22 protein-coding genes are annotated in these 22,868 nt (G+C 69.2%); 20 read left to right on the top strand and 2 right to left on the bottom strand.

What is annotated here, in order from left to right:
• Positions 1-109: 109 nt before the first annotated feature.
• The 8 genes from N7L95_RS10900 to N7L95_RS10865 all read left to right on the top strand — a co-directional run bounded on the left by N7L95_RS10900 (position 110) and on the right by N7L95_RS10865 (position 8,660).
• Entirely contained in the window at positions 110-994 is an 885-nt protein-coding gene (locus tag N7L95_RS10900) for a CorC family transporter (RefSeq protein WP_301259845.1), read from the top strand.
• Positions 994-2,496, top strand: a complete 1,503-nt coding sequence (gene lnt / locus N7L95_RS10895) for an apolipoprotein N-acyltransferase (protein WP_301259844.1) — start codon at positions 994-996, stop codon at positions 2,494-2,496. The genes N7L95_RS10900 and lnt overlap by 1 nt, the downstream gene beginning before the upstream one ends.
• Positions 2,497-2,597: 101 nt before the next feature.
• Complete coding sequence (gene glyQ, locus N7L95_RS10890) at positions 2,598-3,506, top strand: glycine--tRNA ligase subunit alpha (RefSeq protein ID WP_301259843.1); 909 nt, start codon at positions 2,598-2,600, stop codon at positions 3,504-3,506.
• A gap of 2 nt (positions 3,507-3,508) precedes the next feature.
• Positions 3,509-5,620, top strand: a complete 2,112-nt coding sequence (gene glyS, locus N7L95_RS10885; protein ID WP_301259842.1) for a glycine--tRNA ligase subunit beta — start codon at positions 3,509-3,511, stop codon at positions 5,618-5,620.
• A gap of 22 nt (positions 5,621-5,642) precedes the next feature.
• On the top strand, positions 5,643-6,248 hold the full coding sequence (gene gmhB / locus N7L95_RS10880; protein WP_301260125.1) for a D-glycero-beta-D-manno-heptose 1,7-bisphosphate 7-phosphatase: 606 nt from the start codon (positions 5,643-5,645) through the stop codon (positions 6,246-6,248).
• A gap of 7 nt (positions 6,249-6,255) precedes the next feature.
• On the top strand, positions 6,256-6,858 hold the full coding sequence (gene gmhB / locus N7L95_RS10875) for a D-glycero-beta-D-manno-heptose 1,7-bisphosphate 7-phosphatase (RefSeq protein ID WP_301259841.1): 603 nt from the start codon (positions 6,256-6,258) through the stop codon (positions 6,856-6,858).
• Between the two features lie 8 nt (positions 6,859-6,866).
• Entirely contained in the window at positions 6,867-7,643 is a 777-nt protein-coding gene (locus N7L95_RS10870; protein WP_301260124.1) for a lysophospholipid acyltransferase family protein, read from the top strand.
• A 99-nt stretch (positions 7,644-7,742) separates the two neighbouring features.
• Entirely contained in the window at positions 7,743-8,660 is a 918-nt protein-coding gene (locus tag N7L95_RS10865) for a M48 family metallopeptidase (RefSeq protein ID WP_301259840.1), read from the top strand.
• Between the two features lie 61 nt (positions 8,661-8,721).
• Here the strand turns inward: N7L95_RS10865 and N7L95_RS10860 are convergent, their stop codons facing one another.
• Positions 8,722-9,636, bottom strand: coding sequence for a DMT family transporter (locus N7L95_RS10860; protein ID WP_301259839.1), 915 nt, complete (start codon positions 9,634-9,636; stop codon positions 8,722-8,724).
• Positions 9,637-9,779: 143 nt separating this feature from the next.
• On the opposite strand from N7L95_RS10860, the gene N7L95_RS10855 reads away from it, so the two are divergent.
• Positions 9,780-10,664 (top strand): LysR family transcriptional regulator, encoded by an 885-nt coding sequence (locus N7L95_RS10855; RefSeq protein ID WP_301259838.1) that lies wholly within the window; start codon positions 9,780-9,782, stop codon positions 10,662-10,664.
• 7 nt (positions 10,665-10,671) lie between these two features.
• Here N7L95_RS10855 and N7L95_RS10850 read toward each other — a convergent pair whose 3' ends face one another.
• Positions 10,672-11,739, bottom strand: a complete 1,068-nt coding sequence (locus N7L95_RS10850) for an MBL fold metallo-hydrolase (RefSeq protein ID WP_301259837.1) — start codon at positions 11,737-11,739, stop codon at positions 10,672-10,674.
• 41 nt (positions 11,740-11,780) lie between these two features.
• Here N7L95_RS10850 and N7L95_RS10845 point away from each other — a divergent pair, with 41 nt between their 5' ends.
• The 11 genes from N7L95_RS10845 to N7L95_RS10795 all read left to right on the top strand — a co-directional run bounded on the left by N7L95_RS10845 (position 11,781) and on the right by N7L95_RS10795 (position 22,867).
• Positions 11,781-12,224 carry a MerR family transcriptional regulator gene (locus N7L95_RS10845; protein WP_301259836.1) on the top strand — a complete coding sequence of 148 codons (444 nt, stop codon included), beginning with the start codon at positions 11,781-11,783 and terminating at the stop codon, positions 12,222-12,224.
• A 97-nt stretch (positions 12,225-12,321) separates the two neighbouring features.
• A complete protein-coding gene (locus tag N7L95_RS10840; protein WP_301259835.1) occupies positions 12,322-13,500 on the top strand; it encodes an isovaleryl-CoA dehydrogenase in 1,179 nt (392 codons plus the stop codon).
• 147 nt (positions 13,501-13,647) lie between these two features.
• On the top strand, positions 13,648-14,331 hold the full coding sequence (can, locus tag N7L95_RS10835) for a carbonate dehydratase (protein ID WP_301259834.1): 684 nt from the start codon (positions 13,648-13,650) through the stop codon (positions 14,329-14,331).
• Entirely contained in the window at positions 14,331-16,154 is a 1,824-nt protein-coding gene (aceK, locus tag N7L95_RS10830; protein ID WP_301259833.1) for a bifunctional isocitrate dehydrogenase kinase/phosphatase, read from the top strand. The genes can and aceK overlap by 1 nt, the downstream gene beginning before the upstream one ends.
• 19 nt (positions 16,155-16,173) lie before the next feature.
• The gene (locus N7L95_RS10825; RefSeq protein WP_301259832.1) at positions 16,174-17,352 is read left to right on the top strand and encodes an acetyl-CoA C-acyltransferase; all 1,179 of its coding nucleotides are present in this window, start codon (positions 16,174-16,176) and stop codon (positions 17,350-17,352) included.
• 30 nt (positions 17,353-17,382) lie between these two features.
• Complete coding sequence (locus N7L95_RS10820; protein WP_301259831.1) at positions 17,383-17,838, top strand: MaoC family dehydratase; 456 nt, start codon at positions 17,383-17,385, stop codon at positions 17,836-17,838.
• The gene (locus N7L95_RS10815) at positions 17,835-18,503 is read left to right on the top strand and encodes an SDR family oxidoreductase (protein WP_301259830.1); all 669 of its coding nucleotides are present in this window, start codon (positions 17,835-17,837) and stop codon (positions 18,501-18,503) included. Before N7L95_RS10820 ends, N7L95_RS10815 begins: the two co-directional genes overlap by 4 nt.
• A 31-nt stretch (positions 18,504-18,534) precedes the next feature.
• Positions 18,535-19,665 carry an acyl-CoA dehydrogenase family protein gene (locus N7L95_RS10810; RefSeq protein WP_301259829.1) on the top strand — a complete coding sequence of 377 codons (1,131 nt, stop codon included), beginning with the start codon at positions 18,535-18,537 and terminating at the stop codon, positions 19,663-19,665.
• A gap of 58 nt (positions 19,666-19,723) precedes the next feature.
• Positions 19,724-20,326, top strand: coding sequence for a 2-hydroxychromene-2-carboxylate isomerase (locus N7L95_RS10805; protein ID WP_301259828.1), 603 nt, complete (start codon positions 19,724-19,726; stop codon positions 20,324-20,326).
• Positions 20,327-20,450: 124 nt separating this feature from the next.
• Entirely contained in the window at positions 20,451-22,073 is a 1,623-nt protein-coding gene (locus N7L95_RS10800) for a carboxyl transferase domain-containing protein (RefSeq protein WP_301259827.1), read from the top strand.
• Between the two features lie 8 nt (positions 22,074-22,081).
• Positions 22,082-22,867 carry an enoyl-CoA hydratase/isomerase family protein gene (locus N7L95_RS10795; protein WP_301259826.1) on the top strand — a complete coding sequence of 262 codons (786 nt, stop codon included), beginning with the start codon at positions 22,082-22,084 and terminating at the stop codon, positions 22,865-22,867.
• The last annotated feature ends 1 nt before the right edge of the window (position 22,868 follow it).

The following is a 22,868-nucleotide window of genomic DNA, read 5'->3' as shown; positions in this document are numbered from 1 at the left end:
GCAGCGGCATGGCGAAACGATCAGTGTAGCGAGGCCGCGGCCGGCGCGCCGGCCGCGGTGGAAGCGCTGCCGCCCGTGGGGTATCCTTGGCATTCCCCAACTCCGACGCATGCTTGTGTCCGAACCGCACCCGAGTCGTTCGCACGGCCACCGCACCGGTGACAAGCGAACCCTCTTCGAACGTCTGGTCGAGTTCATTTCACCCGGACCCGACTCCAAGGACGAGCTGATCGAGACCCTCGCCGAAGCCGAGGACCGCGAGCTGATCGAGCCCGAATCCCGCCTCATGCTCGAGGGCGTGCTGCGCATGGCCGACATGACCGCCGGAGACGTCATGGTCGCCGCGCCCCGCATGGACCTGCTGGACATCGACGCTCCCTACGAAGAACTGCTGGCCATCGTGATCGACACCGCCCACTCGCGCTTTCCCGTCTACCAGGAGCAGCGCGACAACGTGATCGGCATCCTGATGGCCAAGGACCTGCTCAAGCTGCAACGCGCGCCGGAATTGAACCTGCGCACCCTGCTGCGGCCAGCAGTTTTCGTGCCTGAGTCCAAGCGGCTGAACGAACTGCTGCGCGATTTCCGCTCCAACCGCAACCACCTGGCCATCGTGATCGACGAGTTCGGCAAGACCGCCGGGCTGATCACGATCGAGGACGTGCTGGAAGAAATCGTCGGCGAGATCGAGGACGAGTTCGACGACGACGACGCGCCGACCGGCATCTACACGCTGGCGGACGGCACCCACCGGGTGGCGGGCGACGCCGACATCGAGGCCGTCAACACCTTCTTCGCCACCGAGCTGCCGGACGACCATTTCGAGACGATCGGCGGCCTGATCTCGCACGAGCTGGGCCATGTGCCGCGGCGCGGCGAGGTGGCCGAGATTGGCGGCCTGCGCTTCTCCGTGATGTTCACCCGGGCCGGCGCGGTGCGCTGGTTCAAGGTGTCGCGGGCGCCGGCGCCCGAGCCTGCCGCCGCGGATCACTGATGCCGCTCTGGCTTGAATTGCTGGCCGCCGCTGGCGCGGGGGCGGCCCACGCCTGGAGCTTCGGCAACACCTCGCTCTGGTGGGTGCAACTGCTGGCCATCGCGCTGCTCGCTTGGCGGGTGCAGCAGGCCGGCTCCGCCTGGCGTGCCGCCGGCATCGGCTGGGTGTTCGGCACCGTCTGGCTGGTGGGGGGCACCTGGTGGCTCTTCATCAGCATGCACCGCTACGGCGGGCTGCCGGCCTGGCTGGCCGCGGCGGCGGTGCTGCTGTTGAGCGCCTTCCTGTCGCTCTACCTGGCCGGCGCGATGGCGCTGCATGCGCGCCTGGCGGCGCGCACCCGCTTGTGGCTGGCGCCGTTGTTCGCGGCGCTGTGGCTGTTGGCCGAGCTGGCCCGCGGGCTTGTCTTCACCGGCTTTCCGTGGGCGGCTTCCGGCTACGCCCATGTCGATGGACCGCTGGCCCCGCTTGCGCCCTGGGTGGGTGTCTACGGCATCGGCTTCGTCGCCGCGTGGCTGGGCGCAGCGCTGGGCAAGCTGCTGAACACGGGCGGCCGTCCGTGCGGCTGGGCGCCGCTGCTGTCGGCGCTGGCGTTGTGCGTGGCGGCCTCGGCCGTCAGCGAGGGGTTCACCACCCCCACCCGCAACCTGACCGTCACCCTGCTGCAGGGCAATGTGCCGCAGGACGAGAAGTTCGACGCCGCCCGCCTGCCCGCGGTGCTCGACTGGTATGCCGACCAGCTGCAGGCGGCCACCGGCGACCTGGTGATCACGCCCGAGACCGCCATTCCGCTGTTGCCGCAGCAGCTGCCGCCGGGCTACTGGGACGCCCTGGAGCGGCAGGTGGCGCAGGGCCAGACCGCGGTGCTGCTGGGCCTGCCGCTGGGCGACCTGGACACCGGCTACACCAACTCGGTGCTCGGGCTGGCGCGTGGGCGCCAGCCGCACTACCGCTACGACAAGCACCACCTGGTGCCCTTTGGCGAAGTGATCCCGACCGGTTTCCGCTGGTTCGTCGACCTGATGCGCATGCCGCTCGGTGACTTCGACCGCGGCCCGCTGAACGCGCCGTCGTTCGAGGTGCGTGGCGAGCGGGTGGCGCCCAACATCTGCTACGAGGATCTGTTCGGCGAGGAGCTGGCGGCGCGCTTTGCCGATCCGGCCCGCGCGCCCACCGTTTTCGCCAACATGAGCAACATCGGCTGGTTCGGCGACACGGTGGCGCCTTACCAGCATCTGCAGATCTCGCGCATGCGCACGCTGGAGTTCCAGCTGCCGATGCTGCGCGCCACCAACACCGGCGCCACCGCGGTGATCGACCACACCGGCCGCGTCACCCAGCAACTGCCCACCTTCACCCGCGGCGTGCTCACCGGACCGGTGCAGGGCCGTGCCGGCCTGACGCCGTTTGCACGCTGGGCCTCGGCGGCGGGGCTCTGGCCCCTGCTGGCATTGGCGGCAGGCGTGCTGCTGGCTGCCTGGGTGTGGCGCCGGCGCGATGCCTGAGGGCATGCACCCCGCCCAGGCGCCACTTCCCAAATAGAATCAATCATTTAGCCCGGGCGTCCAGGCGACCGGGCCTTCTGCGACTCACCTCACCACACACGATGCTGACCTTCCAGCAAATCATCCTGCGGCTGCAGGAGTACTGGGCCGCCCAGGGTTGCGCGCTGCTGCAGCCCTACGACATGGAAGTGGGCGCGGGCACCAGCCATACGGCCACCTTCCTGCGCGCCATCGGGCCCGAGCCCTGGCGGGCCGCCTATGTGCAGCCCAGCCGCCGGCCCAAGGACGGCCGCTATGGCGAGAACCCGAATCGCCTGCAGCACTACTACCAGTACCAGGTGGTGCTGAAGCCGGCACCGGCCAACATCCTGGAGCTCTACCTGGGCTCGCTGCAGGCGCTGGGGTTCGATCTGAAGAAGAACGACGTGCGCTTCGTCGAGGACGACTGGGAGAACCCGACGCTCGGCGCCTGGGGCCTGGGCTGGGAGGTCTGGCTCAACGGCATGGAGGTGACGCAGTTCACCTACTTCCAGCAGGTGGGCGGCATCGACTGCAAGCCGCTGACCGGCGAGATCACCTACGGCCTGGAGCGCCTGGCGATGTACCTGCAGGGCGTGGAGAACGTCTACGACCTGCAGTGGACCGAGGGCCTGAGCTACCGCGACGTCTACCACCAGAACGAGGTCGAGCAGTCGACCTACAACTTCGAGCACAGCGACGTCGATTTCCTGCTCTCGGCCTTCGGCGCGCACGAGAAGCAGGCCAAGCACCTGATGGAGCAGCAGCTCGCGCTGCCGGCCTACGAGCAGGTGCTGAAGGCGGCCCACACCTTCAACCTGCTGGACGCCCGCGGCGCCATCAGCGTGACCGAGCGGGCCGCCTACATCGGCCGCATCCGCAACCTGGCGCGCAGCGTGGCGCAGAGCTACTACGAGAGCCGCGAGCGGCTCGGCTTCCCGATGGCCCCGCGCGACTGGGTGGCGCAACTGCCGGCGAAGAAGGCAGCCTGAACATGAGCAACACACACAACCTGCTGGTCGAACTTTTCGTCGAGGAACTGCCGCCGAAGGCGCTGAAGAAGCTGGGCCAGGCCTTCGCCGCCGGCCTGGCCGACAGCCTGCGCGCCCAGGGCCTGGCCGGCGCCGACAGCGCTGTCACGCCGTTTGCGTCGCCGCGCCGGCTGGCCGCCCATGTGAGCGCGGTGCTGGCTCAGGCGGCCGACAAGCCGGTGCAGCAGAAGCTGATGCCGGTCAGCGTCGGCCTGGACGCGAGTGGCCAGCCGACGCCGGCACTGCTCAAGAAGCTGGCCGCCCTGGGCGCTGACGCCAGCGCGGTGCCGCAGCTCAAGCGCGCGATGGACGGCAAGGCCGAGGCCCTGTTCTACGACAGCGTGCTGAAGGGCGCAACGCTGGCCGAAGGCCTGCAGAAGGCGCTGGAGGACACGCTCGGCAAGCTGCCCATCCCGAAGGTCATGACCTACCAGCTGGCCGACGGCTGGAGCAGCGTCAACTTCGTGCGCCCGGCGCACGGGCTGGTGGCGTTGCACGGCGACCAGGTGGTGCCGGTCGGTGTGCTGGGCTTGCAGGCCGGCCGCCACACCGAGGGCCACCGCTTCGAGGCGGCGCACAGCCCGGTCGCGCTGCGCGATGCCGACAGCTACGCGGCCCAGCTGGAGACCGAAGGCGCGGTGATCGCGAGCTTCGAGGCGCGCCGCGCCGAGATCGTGCGCCAGCTGCAGGCCGCAGCGGCCTCGGTGGGTGGCGGTGTGCGTCCGATCGAGGACGAGGCGCTGCTGGACGAGGTGACGGCGCTGGTGGAGCGGCCCAATGTGCTGGTCGGCCAGTTCGAGCGCGAGTTCCTGGAAGTGCCGCAGGAATGCCTGATCCTGACGATGAAGGCCAACCAGAAGTACTTTCCGCTGCTGGACGCCGACGGCCGGCTGACCCACCGCTTCCTGCTGGTCAGCAACATCCGTCCGGAGGATCCGTCGGCGGTGGTCGGGGGCAACGAGCGGGTGGTGCGCCCGCGCCTGGCCGACGCGAAGTTCTTCTTCGACCAGGACCGCAAGCGGACGCTGGAGTCGCGCGTGCCCGGCCTCGCCAAGGTGGTCTACCACGGCAAGCTGGGCACCCAGGGCGAGCGGGTGGAGCGGGTGCGGGCGATCGCCCGGGCCATCGGCGCCCAGCTCGGCGGCGAGGTGCTGGCGGCGCGGGCCGACCAGGCCGCCATGCTGGCCAAGGCCGACCTGCTGACCGACATGGTGGGCGAGTTCCCCGAGCTGCAGGGCGTCATGGGGGGCTACTACGCCCGCCATGACGGCCTGGACGCCGAGGTCGCCACCGCTATCGAGGACCACTACAAGCCCCGCTTCGCTGGCGACGAGCTGCCGCGCCACCAGATCGGCGTCGTGGTGGCGCTGGCCGACAAGCTGGAGACCCTGGTGGGCCTGTTTGGCATCGGCCAGGTGCCCACCGGCGACAAGGACCCCTTCGCCCTGCGCCGCCATGCGCTGGGCGTGATCCGCATGCTGGGCGAGAAGGAGCTGCCGCTGGCGCTGGATGCGCTGCTCGCCCTGGCGGCCGCGCCGTTCGGCGACAAGCTGAGCGCACCGCTCGCGCCGCTGGCCGACTTCATCTACGACCGGTTGAGCAGCGGCCTGCGCGAGCAGGGCTACACCGCCCAGGAAGTGGAGGCGGTGCTGGCGCTGCGGCCGCAGCACCTGGCCGACGTGCCGAAGCGGCTGCAGGCGGTGCGCGCCTTTGCCTCGCTGCCCGAGGCCGAGAGCCTGGCCGCCGCCAACAAGCGGGTGGGCAACATCCTGAAGAAGGCCGATGGCCTGGTGGTGCCGCAGGTCGATGTCTCGCTGCTGGCCGAGCCGGCCGAGCAGGCGCTGCACGGCGCGCTGCAGGCGGCCCGTCCGCAGGCCGACGCGGCCTTCGAGCGAGGCGACTATGCCTCGTCGCTGCAGGCGCTGGCCGCGCTGAAGGTGCCGGTGGATGCCTTCTTCGACGACGTGATGGTCAATGCCGAGGACGCCGCCCTGCGCGCCAACCGCCTGGGCCTGCTCGCCACCCTGCACGCGGCGATGAACCGCGTGGCCGACCTGTCCAAGCTGGCCGCCTGAGGAGCGCGACGTGGAACGTGCGATGAAGCTGGTGGTACTGGGCCGCGACGGCATCATCAACCGGTTCCGCGAGGAGCATGTGGCCTCGCCCAGCGAGTGGGAGCCACTGCCGGGGGCACTGGAGGCGGTGGCCCGGCTCAACCATGCCGGCTGGCAGGTGGTGCTGGCCACCAACCAGCCGGGCCTGGGCACCGGCCTGCTCGACATGGCGAGCCTGAACGCGGTGCACCGGCACATGAACGAGCTGCTGGCACGCCACGGCGCGCGGGTGGATGCGATCTTCATCTGCCCGCACACCGCCGCCGACCGTTGCGACTGCCGCAAGCCGGCGCCGGGCCTGCTGCTGAAGATCGGCGAGCGCTTCGGCGTCAACCTCGACCAAGTGGCGGTGGCTGGCGACACGGTGCGCGACCTGCAGGCCGCGCATGCCGCCGGCTGCGAACCGCACCTGGTGCGCACCGGCCGCAGCGCCCTGCTGAGCGCCGAGGAGGCCGAGTCGCTGGCCGCCCAGGTGCCGGGCAGCCGGGTGCATGCCGACTTGGCCGCCTTTGCCGAGCATCTGGTGCAGCGGGCCCGGGCCGCGCGTGGCGAAAGCGGCAATGCGGGCTACGGCGACCTGATGAAGTGAGCCCGAAGTGAAACTCGTCATCCTCGACCGCGACGGCACCCTCAACGAAGACCGCGACGATTTCGTCAAGAGTCCCGACGAGTGGCAGCCCATTCCCGGCGCGCTGGAAGCCGTGGCACGCCTGTGCCAGGCGGGCTGGCACGTGGCGGTGGCCACCAACCAGTCGGGCCTGGCGCGCGGCCTGTTCGACATGGGCGCCCTGAACGAGATGCACCTCAAGATGAACCGGCTGCTGGCCCAGCATGCCGGCCGCATCGACGCGGTGTTCTTCTGCCCGCATGGCCCGGACGACGGCTGCGACTGCCGCAAGCCCCTGCCCGGCCTGTTCCACCAGATCGCCGAGCACTACGGCATCGGGCTGGACGGCGTGCCGGTGGTCGGCGACACGCTGCGCGACCTGCAAGCCGGTGCTGCCGCCGGCTGCCGGCCCCACCTGGTGCTCACCGGCAAGGCGGCCCGGCTCGACCCGGCCGGCATCCAGCACATCGTCAGCCGGGTGCCCGGTACCGTCGTGCATGCCGACCTGGCCGCGTTCGTCGATCACCTGCTGGCGTCTTCCCCTTCTTCCTCGATCCCCCATTTTCCGAAGGCCGCTGGAGGCCACGACTGATGCTGCTGTTGTCTTTCCTGCGTTCGCTGCTGTATGCCCTGTGGCTGGTGGTGACGGTGATGCCCTGGGCCATTGCGGTCGTGATCGTCTCGATCGTCGTGCGCGGCGAACCGCTGTACTGGATGTGCGTGGGCTGGCTGCGAGTGGCCATCTTCGGCGCACGCTGGATCTGCGGCATCCGCCCCCGGGTGCAGGGCATGGAGCACCTGCCCAACGGCCCGGCCATCCTGCTGCCCAAGCACCAGTCCACCTGGGAGACCTTTGCCTTTCCCTGCCTGATGCCGCGCCCGCTGAGCTATGTCTTCAAGCGCGAGCTGCTGTTCCTGCCATTCTTCGGCTGGGCCATCGGGCGGCTGGACATGGTGCACATCGACCGCAGCAAGCGCAACGAGGCCTGGACCAAGGTGGCCGAGCAGGGCCGTCGTTTCATGCAGCAGGGCAACTGGGTCATCATGTTCCCGGAAGGCACCCGTACGCCACGCGGCGGTCAGGGCCCGTACAAGACCGGCGGCTCCCGCCTGGCGGTGGCCACCGGCACCCCGGTGGTGCCGATTGCGGTGACTTCGGCCCGCTGCTGGCCGCGCAAGGCCTTCATCAAGCGGCCCGGGGTGGTGGACGTGTCCATCGGCCCCGCCATCGCTACCGCCGGCCGGGATGCCGACGAGGTGATGCGCGAGGTGGAAGCCTGGATCGAGGCCGAGATGCGCCGCCTCGACCCCGAGGCCTACACCGCTGCAGCGCCGACAGCGCCCGCGGCTGGTGGCCCGGCCGGCCGCGGCGCCTGAGGCAGCGACACCCGGCAGCTGCCGGGTGTTGCGACGGCCGGCCCACGCCGGCGTCGATTTCCGCGTCCGTCCACGCCCCAGTTCCTATACTTGCCGCCCATGAAAAAGAGCCGGGCCAGCGAACTTCTGCCTGCGCAGCTCTCGCTGCCTTTCGCGTCGGGTGAGGCGCCTGCCGCTCCGGGCGGCGACCCGCGAGCGCTGCCGCCGCCGTCCGGTGGCAGCGGTGCCAAGGCGCCGGAGGCGACCCTCCGGGCGCCGGCGATCTGGCGCCATCCGCGTGCCAGCCGCGAGATCCGGCTTGACGGCCATCCGGTGGCCTATGAATTCAGGCGGGCCAAGCGCCGCTCCATCGGCTTTGTCGTCAGCACCGAGGGCTTGAGCGTCAGCGCGCCGCGCTGGGTGGCTCTGGCCGAGGTCGAGTCGGCCCTGCAGGGCAAGGCGGCCTGGATCCTGCGCAAGCTGGTCGAGCAGGACGAGCGCAACAAGCGCCTGCAGCAGTCGCGCGTGGCCTGGCACGACGGCACCAGCCTGCCCTACCTGGGCGAGACCGTCATCGTGGTGCTCGATGCCCGCGTCAGCGGCGCCGTGCTGAACACCGATCCGCACGCCTTGCCCGGCGTGCCGCGGTTGACGCTGCACGTGGGCCTGCCGCAGCAGGCGGCGCCGGAGCAGATCCGCGACGCGGTGCAGAGCTGGCTGCAACAGCAGGCGCGCCAGCTCTTCGAGGCGCGCTGCCGGCACTTCGCTGCGCAGCTCGGCGTGCGCTATGAACGCCTGGCGCTGTCCTCGGCACAGACACGCTGGGGCAGTGCCTCGGCGGACGGCTCCATCCGGCTCAACTGGCGGCTGATCCACTTCGCGCTGCCCACCATCGACTATGTGGTGGCCCATGAGCTGGCCCACCTGCGCGAGATGAACCACAGCCCGCGCTTCTGGGAGGTGGTGCGTTCGGTGATGCCCGACTACGAGCAGCTGCGCGGGCACTTGAAGGACACCGTGCTGCCGCAGCTGGACTGAACGATCCGTCCGGCGGCGCTTGCGCCCAGCGGCCGCAGGCCCGGGCGCCGGGCCGCCCGCCTCAGGGGCGTGAGGCCAGCATGACCCCGGTCACCGCCACCGCCCCGCCGACCAGCATGCTGGGCAGCAGCGGCTCGCCCAGCAAGGCGAAGCCGAACGCAGCGCCGAACACCGGCACCAGGTTGTTGAACACCACCGTGCGAGCCGCGCCGATGCGTTGCACGCCCTGCGAGTACCAGACGAAGCCGAGCGCCGTGCCGCACACGCCCAGGTACAGCGCCGCCAGGCCCACGTCGGCGGTGAACATCGAGAGCTGCAGGCTCGGCAGCTCGAAGGCCGCCACGCCGGCCAGCAGCAGGCAGCCCCACAGCGAGGCATAGGTGGTGGCGGCCAGTGGCGTCAGCCCCTTGAGTGCGACGCGGCCGATCAGCGTGTAGGCCGCCCAGCTGCAGACGCCGCCGAACATCAAGGCTTCACCGATGCCCACCGCCTGGCCCAGCGCCGCGGTGACCTCGCCGCGCGAGATCACGATCCACACGCCCGCCAGCGCCAGCACCACCCCCGCCCAGCGGCGCGCATTCAGCCGCTCATGCAGCAGCACCGAGGCCAGCGCGATGGTGACGGCCGGGTTGAGCGCGATGATCAGGGACGTGCGGCTGGCCGGCAGGTGCGACAAGGCGCCGAGGAAGAACAGGTTGTAGGCGAAGATGCCGGTGGCGCCGAGGGCAAAGGTCACCGCCATCTGCCGCCGCGTCAGCCGTGGCAGGCCACCTTCGAGCCACCAGGCCGCCAGCAGCAGCGCGATGCAGGCCACCACGTAGCGCAGCACCGATCCGGTGGCCAGCGGCACGTGCAGCGCCACCACCCGGCCGGCAATGAAGGTGCCGCCCCAGATCGCCGGCACGCAGACCAGGCGGGCGTAAAGAGACCACAGGCCCGCCGAAGCAGGCGGCGTGACGGGAAGGACAGCGCTCATGGACAGGCTTTCTTCAATCGGGCCGGGCCCGCGGGAAAGGGCGGGCGCCGGCAACGGGTGGGTATCGGGTCTGCATGAGTTTATGCTTGCGCCATTTCATAGTGAAATGAGCGTTTGCTCATCAACAAGAAGAGCCCTGCATCATGACTTTCACCCAATTGGAAGTGTTCGCCACGCTGGCCCAGGCCGGCAGCTTCTCGCGGGCGGCGGCCCTGCTCGGCATCACGCAGTCGGCCGTCAGCCATGCGCTGCGTGCGCTCGAGCGCGAGCTCGGGGTGACCTTGTTTTCGCGCGACCGTGCGCAGCCGGAACTGACGCCGGCCGGCAGCCGCCTGCTGGCGCGTGCCCATGAGATCCGCACGCTGCACGAGGCGCTGGTGCAGGATGCCAAGGACGCCCGTGGCCTGCATGAAGGCGTGCTGCGGGTCGGCTCCTTCGGCTTCACGTCCAGCCTGCGCATCCTGCCCGACCTGCTGGTCCGCTTTCGAGCGCTGCATCCCGGCATCGAGGTGCACATCGACGAGGACAGCGACGACACCGTGGTGCGCTGGTTGACCGAGCGGCGGGTGGAGATCGGTTTCGTGGTGCTGCCGGACGAGCGCTTCGAGACGCTGGCGCTGGTGGAGGACGAGTTTGTCGTGCTGCTGCCCGAGGCGCACCCGCTGGCGGCCAAGCGCGCGATCGCGGTGACCGACCTGAACGACCAGCCCTTCGTGTTGACCGAGGCCGGCTGCGGCGACCTCATCCGCAGCCTGGTGGAGGCAGGCGGCGGTCGGCCGCACATCCTCTACCGCTTCCCGCAGCTGCTCTCCATCCTCGGCTTCGTCGAGCGCGGGCTGGCGGTGTCGGTGGCGGCCCGGCTGGCGTTGCCGGACGACCATCCCGGCGTGGTCTACCGGCCGCTGTCGCCGCGGGCGCCGCGCCGCGTCGGGCTGGCGGTGCGCGACATGGCCAAGCTGTCCCCCGCGGCCAAGGCCTTCGTGGGAGTGGCGCGCGAGATGTACGGCGGCAGGCGGCTTCGCGGCTGAGGCTGGCTCAGGCCGCGGCGCCGGCGGCGAAACGGTGCACGCCGTCGGGGCCGGTGGTGCGCCGCAGTTCGCCGGCCAGCCACAGGGCGTGCAGGTGGGCGACGGCCTCGCCCATCGCGAAGGTGGTCTGGTGCAGGTCGAGCTGGCGCTTGAACATCACCGGCAGCAGCTCGGCGGCCGAGCAGGGCGCCTGGCGGCAGGCGGTGCGCACTTCGTCCAGGCGGTCCTGGTGGTGGGCCACCAGCTGGGCCACCCGCTCGTGGACGCCGCGGAAGGGCCGGCCGTGCGCGGGCAGCACCAGCACGTCGTCCGGCATCAACTCGCGCAGCCGGGTCAGCGAGGCCAGGTAGAGCGGCAGCGGATTGCCTTCGGGCTCGACGTCGAAGACGCTGATGTTGGTCGAGATGCGCGGCAGCAGCATGTCGCCCGAGATCATCACGCCCAGCGTCTCGCTGTACAGCGAGATGTGCTCCGGCGCATGCCCGTAGCCCGCGATGCAGCGCCACCCGTGGCCGCCGATGGACAGCGCCAGCCCGTCGATCAGGCGGCGGTACTGCGGCGGCACCTGCGGCACCATGGAGGCGTAGTAGTTCGAGCGGGCCCGCACCTTGGCGACCGCCTCCGGGTCGGTCAGGCCGTGGCTGGCGAAGAAGCGGGCGGCCGCCTCGCCGCCATAGCCGGTGGTGCTCTGGCTGGCGATGCGGGCGGCGTTGTAGTCGGTGGCGCTGATCCACAGGCGGCAGCCCCAGCGCTCGGTGAGCCAGTGGGCCAGGCCGATGTGGTCGGGGTGCATGTGGGTCACCACCACCCGCAGCACCGGCAGGCCCTGCAGCTCGTGCTCGAACACCTGCTCCCAGGTGGCCCGGGTGGTGTCGTCGGTGATGCCGCAATCCACCACCGTCCAGCCGGCCACGCCGTCGATCTCGTCGCGCAGCAGCCAGAGGTTGATGTGGTTGAGTACGAAAGGCAGGCCCATGCGCACCCAGCGGACGCCGGGCGCCACTTCCAGCGTGTGCCCCGGCTCCGGCAGTTGCTCGCCCAGCGGGTACTGCAGGCGTTGTTCAAGTTCGTTCATTCGCTACACTTTACGTAAACGTCAATCCAGTATAGAGATTCATGGCTGCAACCGCTGTCTCCTTGGCGTCGCCCCCGGCTGCCACCACCTACACGATCAGCGACCTGGCCCGCGAGTTCGACCTCACCACCCGAGCGATCCGCTTCTACGAAGACTGCGGCCTGCTGAGCCCTGAGCGCAGCGGCCCGAGCGGCCGCAACCGCGTCTACACCTCGCGCGACCGCACGCGGCTCAAGCTCACGCTGCGCGGCAAGCGCCTGGGGCTGAGCCTGGCCGAGATCAAGGAACTGGTGGACATGTACGAGTCCCCGCGCGACACCTTGCCGCAGCTGAAGAAGTTCCTGCTGGTGCTGGCCGCCCACCGTGAGCAGCTGGAGCAGCAGATGGCCGACCTGCAGGTCACGCTGGAGGAAGTGCGCACCCACGAGAAGGAAACCCGGCGCCTGCTGGCGCTTGGGGAAAGCGAGAAGAAGAAAAAAGCGTGAGCGGCGCGGCCGCGCCTACAATTGACGTTTACGTCAACGTCAATTCGTGGGCGGCCGTCCCGTGGGCCGCCGCCTGTCTCCTGAAAGGCCTCTTCTCATGCAACTGCCCGGACTCAACTTCCAGCTTGGCGAAGATGTCGATGCACTGCGCGACGCGGTGCGCAGCTTCGCGGAGGCCGAGATCGCGCCGCGCGCCGCCGAGATCGACCGCAGCGACCAGTTCCCGATGGACCTGTGGCGCAAGATGGGCGAGGTCGGCGTGCTCGGCATCACTGTCGAGGAAACCTACGGCGGCGCCGCCATGGGCTACCTGGCGCACATGGTGGCGATGGAGGAGATCAGCCGCGCCTCGGCCTCGGTGGGCCTGAGCTACGGCGCGCACTCGAACCTGTGCGTGAACCAGATCCGCCGCAACGGCAGCGAGGCGCAGAAGCGCAAGTACCTGCCGAAGCTGATCAGCGGCGAGCATGTCGGCGCGCTGGCCATGAGCGAGCCGGGCGCCGGCTCCGACGTCGTCAGCATGAAGCTGCGGGCCGAGGACAAGGGCGGCTACTACCTGCTCAATGGCAGCAAGATGTGGATCACCAACGGCCCCGATGCCGATACCCTGGTGGTCTATGCCAAGACCGAGCCCGAGCTGAACGCCCAGGGCATCACCGCCTTCCTGGTCGAGAAGGGCATGAAGGGCTTCTCCATTGCGCAGAAGCTGGACAAGCTCGGCATGCGCGGCTCGCACACCGGCGAGCTGGTGTTCCAGGATGTGGAAGTGCCGGCCGAGAACGTGCTGGGCGCCGTCAACGGCGGCACCAAGGTGCTGATGAGCGGCCTGGACTACGAGCGGGCGGTGCTGGCGGCCGGCCCCATCGGCATCATGCAGGCGGTGATGGACAACGTCGTGCCCTACATCCACGACCGCAAGCAGTTCGGCCGCAGCATCGGCGAGTTCCAGCTGGTGCAGGGCAAGGTGGCCGACATGTACACCGTGCTGCAGGCGGCGCGGGCCTTCTGCTACACCGTGGGCAAGAACCTCGACAGCCTGGGCGCCGGTCATGTGCGGCAGGTGCGCAAGGACTGCGCCTCGGTGATCCTGTGGTGCGCGGAGAAGGCCACCTGGATGGCCGGCGAGGGCATCCAGATCTTCGGCGGCAACGGCTACATCAACGAGTATCCGCTCGGCCGCCTGTGGCGCGACGCCAAGCTCTACGAGATCGGTGCCGGCACCAGCGAGATCCGCCGCATGCTGATCGGCCGCGAGCTGTTCGCAGAAACGGCCTGAACGCGCGGCGCGGCCGGCTCCGGCAGGCCCGGCCGTGCCGGGGCGCCGGCAGGCCCGGGCCCGGCGGACGGCCAGTTTGACACCCGCTTGAAACCCGGGGCTTCGGGCGGGTGCGTAAACTCCGCACTGCATTTTCTGGACAGCGCCATGAGCAACGCACTTCAAGACCTCTTCGACCGTAACCGGGCCTGGGCCCAGAGCCTGGAGCAGCGGCAACCTGGCTTTTTCTCGCGCCTGCTGGAGCAGCAGGCCCCCGAGTACCTCTGGATCGGCTGCTCCGACAGCCGCGTGCCGGCCAACGAGATCGTCGGGCTGATGCCCGGCGAGCTGTTCGTGCACCGCAACGTCGCCAACGTGGTGGTGCATTCCGACCTGAACTGCCTGTCGGTGATGGAATTCGCCATCGACCTGCTGAAGGTCCGGCACATCATGGTGGTCGGCCACTACGGCTGCAGCGGCGTCAAGGCCGCGATGAACGGCGTGCGCATCGGCATCGCCGACAACTGGCTGCGTCATGTCGAGGACGTGCGCAACCGCCACCAGGAATGGCTTGACACGCTGGAAGAGGAAAACCAGCGACATGCCGCCCTGTGCGAGCTGAACGTGCTGGAGCAGGCGGTGCATGTCTGCCAGACCTCGGTGGTGCGCGACGCCTGGTCGCGCGGGCAGGAGGTGATGGTGCACGGCTGGGTGTACGGCGTGCACAACGGCCTGGTGCAGGACCTGCGGATGGCCGTGCGCAACGCCGAGGACGTGCAGCCGGTCTATGCCGAAGCCGTCAGCCAGCTGAAGGCCCGCTACGACCGCAAGCAGGAACTCGGGGGGCGCTGATGTTCCCGGAACAGCTCGATGACCGCCGGGCCTTCGGCATCGCACAGGCGCTGCTGGATGGCTTCAACCGGCACTATCGGCTGTTCCGCGAGGCCAGCGCCGCGGCCAAGCAGCGCTTCGAGGCGGCCGACTGGCATGGCCAGCAGCGCGCCCAGCGCGAGCGCATCGAGTTCTACGACAAGCGCGTCGACGAAGCGGTGGAGCGGCTGCAGTCCGAGTTCTCGGCCCACGAGCTGCCGATGAACGTCTGGCAGCAGGTCAAGCTGCACTACATCGGGCTGCTGACCAACCACCTGCGGCCCGAGCTGGCCGAGACCTTCTTCAACTCGGTCACGACCAAGATCCTGCACCGCAGCTATTTCCACAACAGCTTCATCTTCGTGCGGCCGGCCATCTCGACCGAGTACATCGAGAACGAGGAGCCGGGCTCCCAGCCGACCTACCGCGCCTACTACCCCACCCGTGAGACCATGCGGGAGGCACTGCACCGCATCGTCACCAATTTCCAGCTGGCGCGCGAGTTCGAGGACCTCGACCGCGACGTCGACAACGTGCTGCGGGCGGTGAACCAGCAGTTCGGTGACTTCCGCCTGCGCACCAACTTCCAGATCCAGGTCCTCAGTTCGCTGTTCTTCCGCAACAAGGGCGCCTACATCGTCGGCAAGATCATCAACGGCTTCCGCGAGACGCCGTTTGCCATGCCCATCCTCCACAACAGCAAGGGCCGGCTCTACATCGACGCGGCGCTGTTCGGCGAGGACGAGATGCAGATGCTGTTCAGCTTTGCGCGGGCCTACTTCATGGTGGAGATGGAGATCCCGGCGGCATATGTGCACTTCCTGCGCTCGCTGATGCCGCGCAAGCCGCGCTCGGAGATCTACAACGCGCTGGGGCTGCACAAGCAGGGCAAGAACCTGTTCTACCGGGACTTCCTCTTCCACCTGCGCCATTCCAGCGACCGCTTCCGCATCGCGCCCGGCATCAAGGGCATGGTGATGCTGGTGTTCGACCTGCCGTCCTTCCCCTATGTCTTCAAGGTCATCAAGGACTTCTTCCCGCCGCAGAAGGACACCACCCGAGAGCTGATCAAGAGCAAGTACCTGCTGGTGAAGACCCACGACCGTGTCGGCCGCATGGCCGATACGCTGGAATACTCCAACGTGGCTTTCCCTCGCGGCCGCTTCGACGAGGAGCTGGTGGCCGAGCTCAAGCATTTCTGCCCCAGCCTGATCGAGGAAGACCAGAACGACCTGGTCATCAAGCACCTGTACATCGAGCGGCGCATGGTGCCGCTCAACATCTACCTGCAGGAAGGCACGCCCGAGCAGATCGAGCACGGCGTGATCGAGTACGGCAACGCCATCAAGGACCTGGTGGCCGCCAACATCTTCCCCGGCGACATGCTGTGGAAGAACTTCGGCGTGACCCGCAACGGCAAGGTCGTGTTCTACGACTACGACGAGATCGAATACCTCACCGACTGCAACTTCCGCAAGGTGCCCGAGCCGCGCACCGAGGAAGACGAGCTGTCCGGCGAGGTCTGGTACCCGGTAGGCCCGAAGGACATCTTCCCCGAGACCTTCCGGCCCTTCCTGCTTGGCAACGAGCAGGTGCGCGAGGTGTTCCAGCGCCACCATGCCGACCTGCTCGACCCGGCCTTCTGGCAGGGCCACCAGGAGCGCATCCGCGCCGGGCATGTGCACGACGTCTTCCCCTACGATGTGAACAAGCGCTTCGCCCGCCAGGCGCGGCCACGCAGCGAGCCCCGCCAGAACGGTGGCGCAGCGGCGTCCGACACATCGACCGCTTCTTCTGTTATTTGATCGAGACAAGGAGATCATCATGTCGGATCCCATCGTGATTGTTTCGGCGGCTCGCACGCCGATGGGCGGCCTGCTCGGCGACCTGGCGTCGCTGTCGGCCTGGGAATTGGGGGCGGTGGCCATCCAGGCTGCCGTCGAGCGCGCCGGCGTGCCGGGCGACGCGGTGCAGGAAGTGCTGATGGGCAACTGCCTGATGGCCGGGCAGGGCCAGGCGCCGGCCCGCCAGGCGGCGCTGAAGGCCGGTCTGCCGCAGTCCGCCGGGGCGGTGACCCTGTCGAAGATGTGCGGCTCGGGCATGCGAGCGCTGATGTTCGGCCACGACATGCTGGCCGCCGGCAGCGCCGAGGTGGTGGTGGCTGGCGGCATGGAAAGCATGACCAACGCGCCGCACCTGGCCTTCGTGCGCAAGGGCCAGAAGTACGGCGCCACCACCTTCTACGACCACATGGCGCTGGACGGTCTGGAAGATGCGTATGAGCGGGGCAAGGCCATGGGCGTCTTCGCGGAGAATTGCGTGGCGAAGTACACCTTCACTCGCGAGGCGCAGGATGCCTTTGCCATCGCCTCGACTGAACGCGCGCTGAAAGCCAACCAGGACGGCAGCTTCGACTGGGAGGTGGCGCCCGTGACGCTGGCCGGCAAGGGCGGCGAAGTGAAGGTGGCGAAGGACGAGCAGCCCTTCAAGGCCAAGCTGGACAAGATTCCTGGCCTGAAGCCTGCTTTCAAGAAGGACGGCACCATCACCGCCGCGACCTCGTCGAGCATTTCCGACGGGGCGGCGGCGTTGGTGCTGATGCGCGAATCGACCGCCCGCCGCATGGGCGTCGAGCCGCTGGCGCGTGTGCGGGCCCACGCCGTGCATGCCCAGGCGCCGGAGTGGTTCACCACTGCGCCGGTCGGTGCCATCGACAAGGTGCTGAAGCAGACCGGCTGGACGGCGGCGGACGTGGACCTGTGGGAGATCAACGAGGCCTTTGCGGCGGTGACGATGGCGGCCATGGCCGAGCACAAGTTGCCGCACGAAAAGGTCAACGTGCACGGCGGCGCCTGCGCGCTGGGGCACCCGATCGGTGCGAGCGGCGCACGCATCGTGGTGACCCTGCTTGGTGCCCTGCGCAAGCAGGGCCGCAAGAAGGGGGTGGCCGCCCTGTGCATCGGCGGTGGCGAAGCCACTGCCTTGGCTGTGGAGCTCTTCTGAGCTCCCATTTTTGAGCTTGGAGGACAACTTGTGAGTGCAGTAGCGGAAAACGAAATCGTCAGCATCGGCGAGACCTTCGGGAAAACGGTGCGTTTCACGCTGCAGGACATCGCCACCTTCGCGGCGGCCTGTCAGGACAGCAACCCTCTGCACAGCGACGAAACCGAGGCGGGCCAGTCCCGCTTCGGCGAAGTCATCGCCAGCGGCCCGCACACGGCCTCGATGCTGATGGGCCTGGCGGCGAGCCATTTCTCGCGCCGCGACGATGGCGTGAAGCGGCAGATGGTCTGCCTGAATTTCAACTTCGCCTACAAGGCGCCGGTCTACGCCAACGAGGACATCACCCTGCACTGGGTCGTCTCGTCGGTGGAGTTCAACCGCAAGCTGGGCGGCTATGTGGTGCTGGTCGACGGTGCGGCCAGCACGCAGCGCTCCGGCGTCGCCGTGGTAAGCCGCGGCACGCTGCTGGTCAAGGAAGTGGTGTGACGGCGCTGGTGCTCGGCGCCTCGCGCGGCATTGGCCATGAGTTCGCCCGCCAGTGGCGGGCCGACGGCGAGCGGGTGGTGGCCACGGCGCGCGACGAGGCGGGCCTGGCGCGGCTGCAGGCGCTCGGTTGCGACACCGTGGCGCTGGATGTCACCGACACCGCAAGCGTGGCCGGCCTGGGCTGGCGGCTCGACGGCGAGCGCTTTGACTGGGTGGTGGTGAACGCCGGCGTCTACGGCCCCCGCACCACCGCCCTGCAGGCACCCAGCCAGGACGATTTCGATCGCGTGATGCACACCAACGTGCTGGGCACCATGCGCGTCGTGTCCCAGCTGCAGGAGGTGCTCGCCCCCGGGGCGAGGCTGGCGGTGCTGTCCTCCCTGATGGGCTCGCTGGCCGAGCGCAACGGCACCTCGGGCTGGCTGTACCGGGCATCCAAGGCGGCGCTCAACTCGGTGCTGCGCGACACGGCCCAGGTTTTCGGCCCGCTCGGCGCCATCTGCGTCGCGGTGCATCCGGGCTGGGTGCAGACCGACATGGGCGGCGCCGGCGCCGCGCTCACCGTCGAGCGCAGCGTGTCCGACCTGCGCCGGCTGCTGACCGAACTGCAGCCGGCCGACAACGGCGGATTCTTCAACCACGACGGCCGCCCCATCGCCTGGTGACGCGAGGCGGCCGCCTGCACGGACTCAACCCATGCTCTTGAACGAGGACCAGACCCTGATCCGCGACGCGGTGCGCGCCTTCGTGCGGGAACAGATCGCCCCGCATGCGGCCCGCTGGGACAAGGAACACCACTTTCCCAAGGACGTGCACCGCGGCCTGGCGGCGCTCGGCACCTACGGGGTCTGCGTGCCGGCCGAGTACGGCGGTGCGGGTCTGGACTACCTGAGCCTGGCGCTGGTGCTGGAGGAAATCGCGGCCGGCGACGGCGGCACCAGCACCGCGGTCAGCGTCAACAACTGCCCCGTCTGCGCCATCTTGATGCGCTATGGCGACGAGGCGCAGAAGCAGCGCTGGCTGGCTCCGCTGGCCCAGGGCGAGCTGCTGGGCGCCTTCTGCCTGACCGAGCCGCATGTGGGCTCCGACGCCTCGGCCCTGCGCACCACGGCCCGGCGCGACGGTGACGACTACGTCATCGACGGCGTCAAGCAGTTCATCACCAGCGGCAAGAACGGCCAGGTGGCCATCGTCATCGCGGTCACCGACAAGGCGGCCGGCAAGCGCGGCATGAGCGCCTTCATCGTGCCCACCGACACCCCCGGCTACCAGGTGGCGCGGCTGGAGGACAAGCTGGGCCAGCATTCGAGCGACACCGCGCAGATCCTCTTCGAGCGGTGCCGCGTGCCGGCCTCGCAGCGCATCGGCGAGGAGGGCGAGGGCTACCGCATCGCGCTGTCCGCGCTGGAGGGTGGACGCATCGGCATCGCGGCGCAGAGCGTCGGCATGGCCCGGGCGGCCTTCGAGGCCGCGCTCGACTATTCCAAGCAGCGCGAGAGCTTCGGCAAGCCGCTGTTCGAGCACCAGGCGCTGCAGTTCCGCCTGGCCGAGATGGCCACCCGCATCGAGGTCGCGCGCCAGATGGTGTGGCATGCCGCGGCCTTGCGCGACGCCGGGCAGCCCTGCCTGAAGGAGGCAGCGATGGCCAAGCTGTTCGCCTCCGAGATGGCCGAGCGCGTCTGCTCCGAGGCCTTGCAGGTGCACGGCGGCTACGGCTATGTGAGCGACTTCCCCGTGGAGCGCATCTACCGTGACGTGCGCGTCTGCCAGATCTACGAGGGCACATCGGACGTGCAGAAGATCCTGATCGCCCGCGCGCTGGCCTGAGGGCGGGCGCGGGTTTTCCGCTAGCGTCGCGCTGTGCGGCGCTGTCTAGGATGGGACCATGCGCAAGCCGATCGACTTCTACTTCGACTTCTCTTCGCCCTACGCCTACATTGCGTCCGAGTGGATCGACGCGCTGGCGGCTCGCCATGGCCGCACGGTGCGCTGGCACGCCATCCTGCTCGGCGTCACGTTCCAGGCGGCCGGCCTGCGGCCGCCGATGGACCACCCCATCAAGCGCGAATACACGCTGCGCGACTTTGCCCGCTCGGCTCGCGCCGAAGGCGTGCCCTTCGTGCAGCCCGAGACCTTCCCCATCTCCACGCAGAACGCCGCACGGGTGTTCTGGTGGTTGTCCGAGAGCGACCCCGCCCGGGCGGTCGCCTGGGCCCGTGCCGGCCTGCGCGCTTACTTCGGCCGTGGCGTCAACCTGGCCGAGCCCGAGGCGCTGAAGGCGCTGGCGGCCGACTTCGGCCTGGTGTCCGAGGAAGCCGAGGCGGTCTGGAACGACGGGCACTGGAAGGAGCGGCTGAAGCATGCCAACGAAGCGGCGGTCGACGCCGGCGTTTTTGGCGCGCCCTTCTTCATCGTCGACGGCGAGCCCTTCTGGGGCAACGACCGCAAGGCCCAGATCGAGCGCTGGCTGTCGGCCGGGCCCTACTGAGTTCCCCGGGGCAGCCGCCCTGTTCATCACCCTCGAAGCCGCGTAAGATTGACGTTTACGTAAACGTCATAAGCGGGCCGCCTTCCGACCGGGAAGCCGGACCCGGGCCGACTTCGAGGACTCCATGCCCGTTTTCGAATCCAAGCTGAATCCTCGTGCCGAGGATTTCAAGGCCAATGCCGCGGCGATGCAGGCCCTGGTGGCCGACCTCCATGCCCGGCTGGCCCAGATCGCGCAGGGTGGCGGCGAGGCCGCACGCGCCAAGCACCTGGCCCGCGGCAAGCTGCTGCCGCGCGACCGGGTCGAGATGCTGCTCGACCCCGGCACGCCCTTCCTCGAGATTGCGCCGCTGGCGGCGATGGGCATGTATCCCGAGAAGGACGGCCGCGACGCCGCCCCGGGCGCCGGCCTCATTGCCGGCATCGGCCGGGTGTCGGGCGTCGAGTGCGTGATCGTCTGCAACGATGCCACCGTCAAGGGCGGCACCTACTACCCGATGACGGTCAAGAAGCACCTGCGGGCGCAGGAGATCGCGCAGCAGAACCGCCTGCCCTGCATCTACCTGGTGGACTCCGGCGGCGCCAACCTGCCGAACCAGGATGAGGTCTTCCCCGACCGCGACCACTTCGGCCGCATCTTCTACAACCAGGCCACCATGAGCGCCGACGGCATCCCGCAGCTGGCGGTGGTCATGGGTTCCTGCACCGCGGGCGGCGCCTATGTGCCGGCAATGAGCGACGAGACCATCATCGTCAAGGAGCAGGGCACCATCTTCCTGGGCGGCCCGCCGCTGGTGAAGGCCGCCACCGGCGAAGTGGTGAGTGCCGAGGACCTGGGCGGCGGCGATGTGCATACCCGCCTGTCCGGCGTGGCGGACCACCTGGCGCAGGACGACCTGCATGCGCTCGCGCTGGCTCGCGCCTCGGTGGCGCGGCTGAACTGGCGCAAGCCCGCATCGCTGGCCACCGTGGCTTCGCGACCGCCGAAATACGCTCCCGAGGAACTGCAGGGCGTCATCCCGACCGACACCCGCAAGCCCTTCGATGTGCGCGAGGTCATCGCCCGCATCGTCGACGGCAGCGAGTTCGATGAATTCAAGGCCCGCTACGGCAGCACGCTGGTGACCGGCTTCGCCCACATCGACGGCATGCCGGTGGGCATCGTCGCCAACAACGGCATCCTGTTCGCCGAGAGCGCCAACAAGGGGGCCCATTTCATCGAGCTGTGCTGCCAGCGCAAGGTGCCGCTGGTGTTCCTGCAGAACATCACCGGCTTCATGGTGGGCCGCAAGTACGAGAACGACGGCATTGCCCGCGCCGGCGCCAAGATGGTCACCGCAGTGGCCTGCGCCCAGGTGCCCAAGTTCACCGTGATCATCGGCGGTAGCTTCGGCGCCGGCAACTACGGCATGTGCGGCCGCGCCTACAGCCCCCGCATGCTGTGGATGTGGCCCAACGCCCGCATCAGCGTGATGGGCGGCGAGCAGGCCGCCAGCGTGCTGGCCACTGTCAAGCGCGATGGCCTGGAGGCCAAGGGCGGCCAGTGGAGCGCCGAGGAAGAGGAGGCCTTCAAGGCCCCCATCCGCGCCCAGTACGAGGCCCAGGGCCATCCGTACTACGCCTCGGCCCGGCTGTGGGACGACGGCGTGATCGACCCTGCCGACACCCGCCAGGTGCTCGCGCTCGCGCTCAGCGCCAGCCTCAACGCCCCGATCCCCGACACCCGCTTCGGCGTGTTCCGCATGTGAGGTCCGCGATGCAGATGCTCGATGTCCGACGCGAAGGCCCCGTGGCCCGCGTCTACCTGAACCGCCCCGAGGTGCGCAATGCATTCAACGACGCCACCATCGGCGAGCTGACCGAGGCCTTCCAGTCGCTGGGCGAGGACCCTGCCGTGCGGGTGATCGTGCTCGGCGCGCATGGCAAGGCCTTCAGCGCCGGCGCCGACCTGAACTGGATGCGCTCGATGGCCGACTACAGCTGGCAGCAGAACCATGACGACGCCGCCCGCCTGGCCGGGATGCTGTGGCGCCTCTACAGCTGCCCGGTGCCGGTGATCGGCCGCATCCAGGGCGACTGCTATGCCGGCGGCGTCGGCCTGGCCGCGGCCTGCGACGTGGTGGTGGCGGCCGACACGGTGCAGTTCTGCCTCTCCGAGGCGCGCCTGGGCCTGCTGCCGGCCACCATCAGCCCCTACGTGGTCCGCGCGATGGGCGAGCAGGCGGCACGCCGCTACTTCGTCACCGCCGAGCGCTTCAGCGCCGCCGAGGCGCACCGCATCGGCTTCGTGCACGAGGTCTGCGCAGCCGAGCAGCTGGACGCCCGCATCGAGGCCCTGGCCCAGGCCATCGCCGCCAACGGCCCGCAGGCGGTGAAGGCCTGCAAGCGCCTGGTGCAGGACGTGGCCGGCGCGCCGATCACGCCCGAGCTGCGTGCCGACACCGCGCGCCGCATCGCCGATGTGCGCGCCAGCGCCGAAGGCCGCGAAGGCGTGCGCTCCTTCCTCGACAAACGGCCGGCAGGCTGGACCCTGGAAAGCTGAC

It is taken from the genome of Eleftheria terrae, assembly GCF_030419005.1.
Lineage (GTDB): Bacteria > Pseudomonadota > Gammaproteobacteria > Burkholderiales > Burkholderiaceae_C > Caldimonas > Caldimonas terrae.
This window is presented reverse-complemented; position numbering and strand designations above follow the sequence as displayed.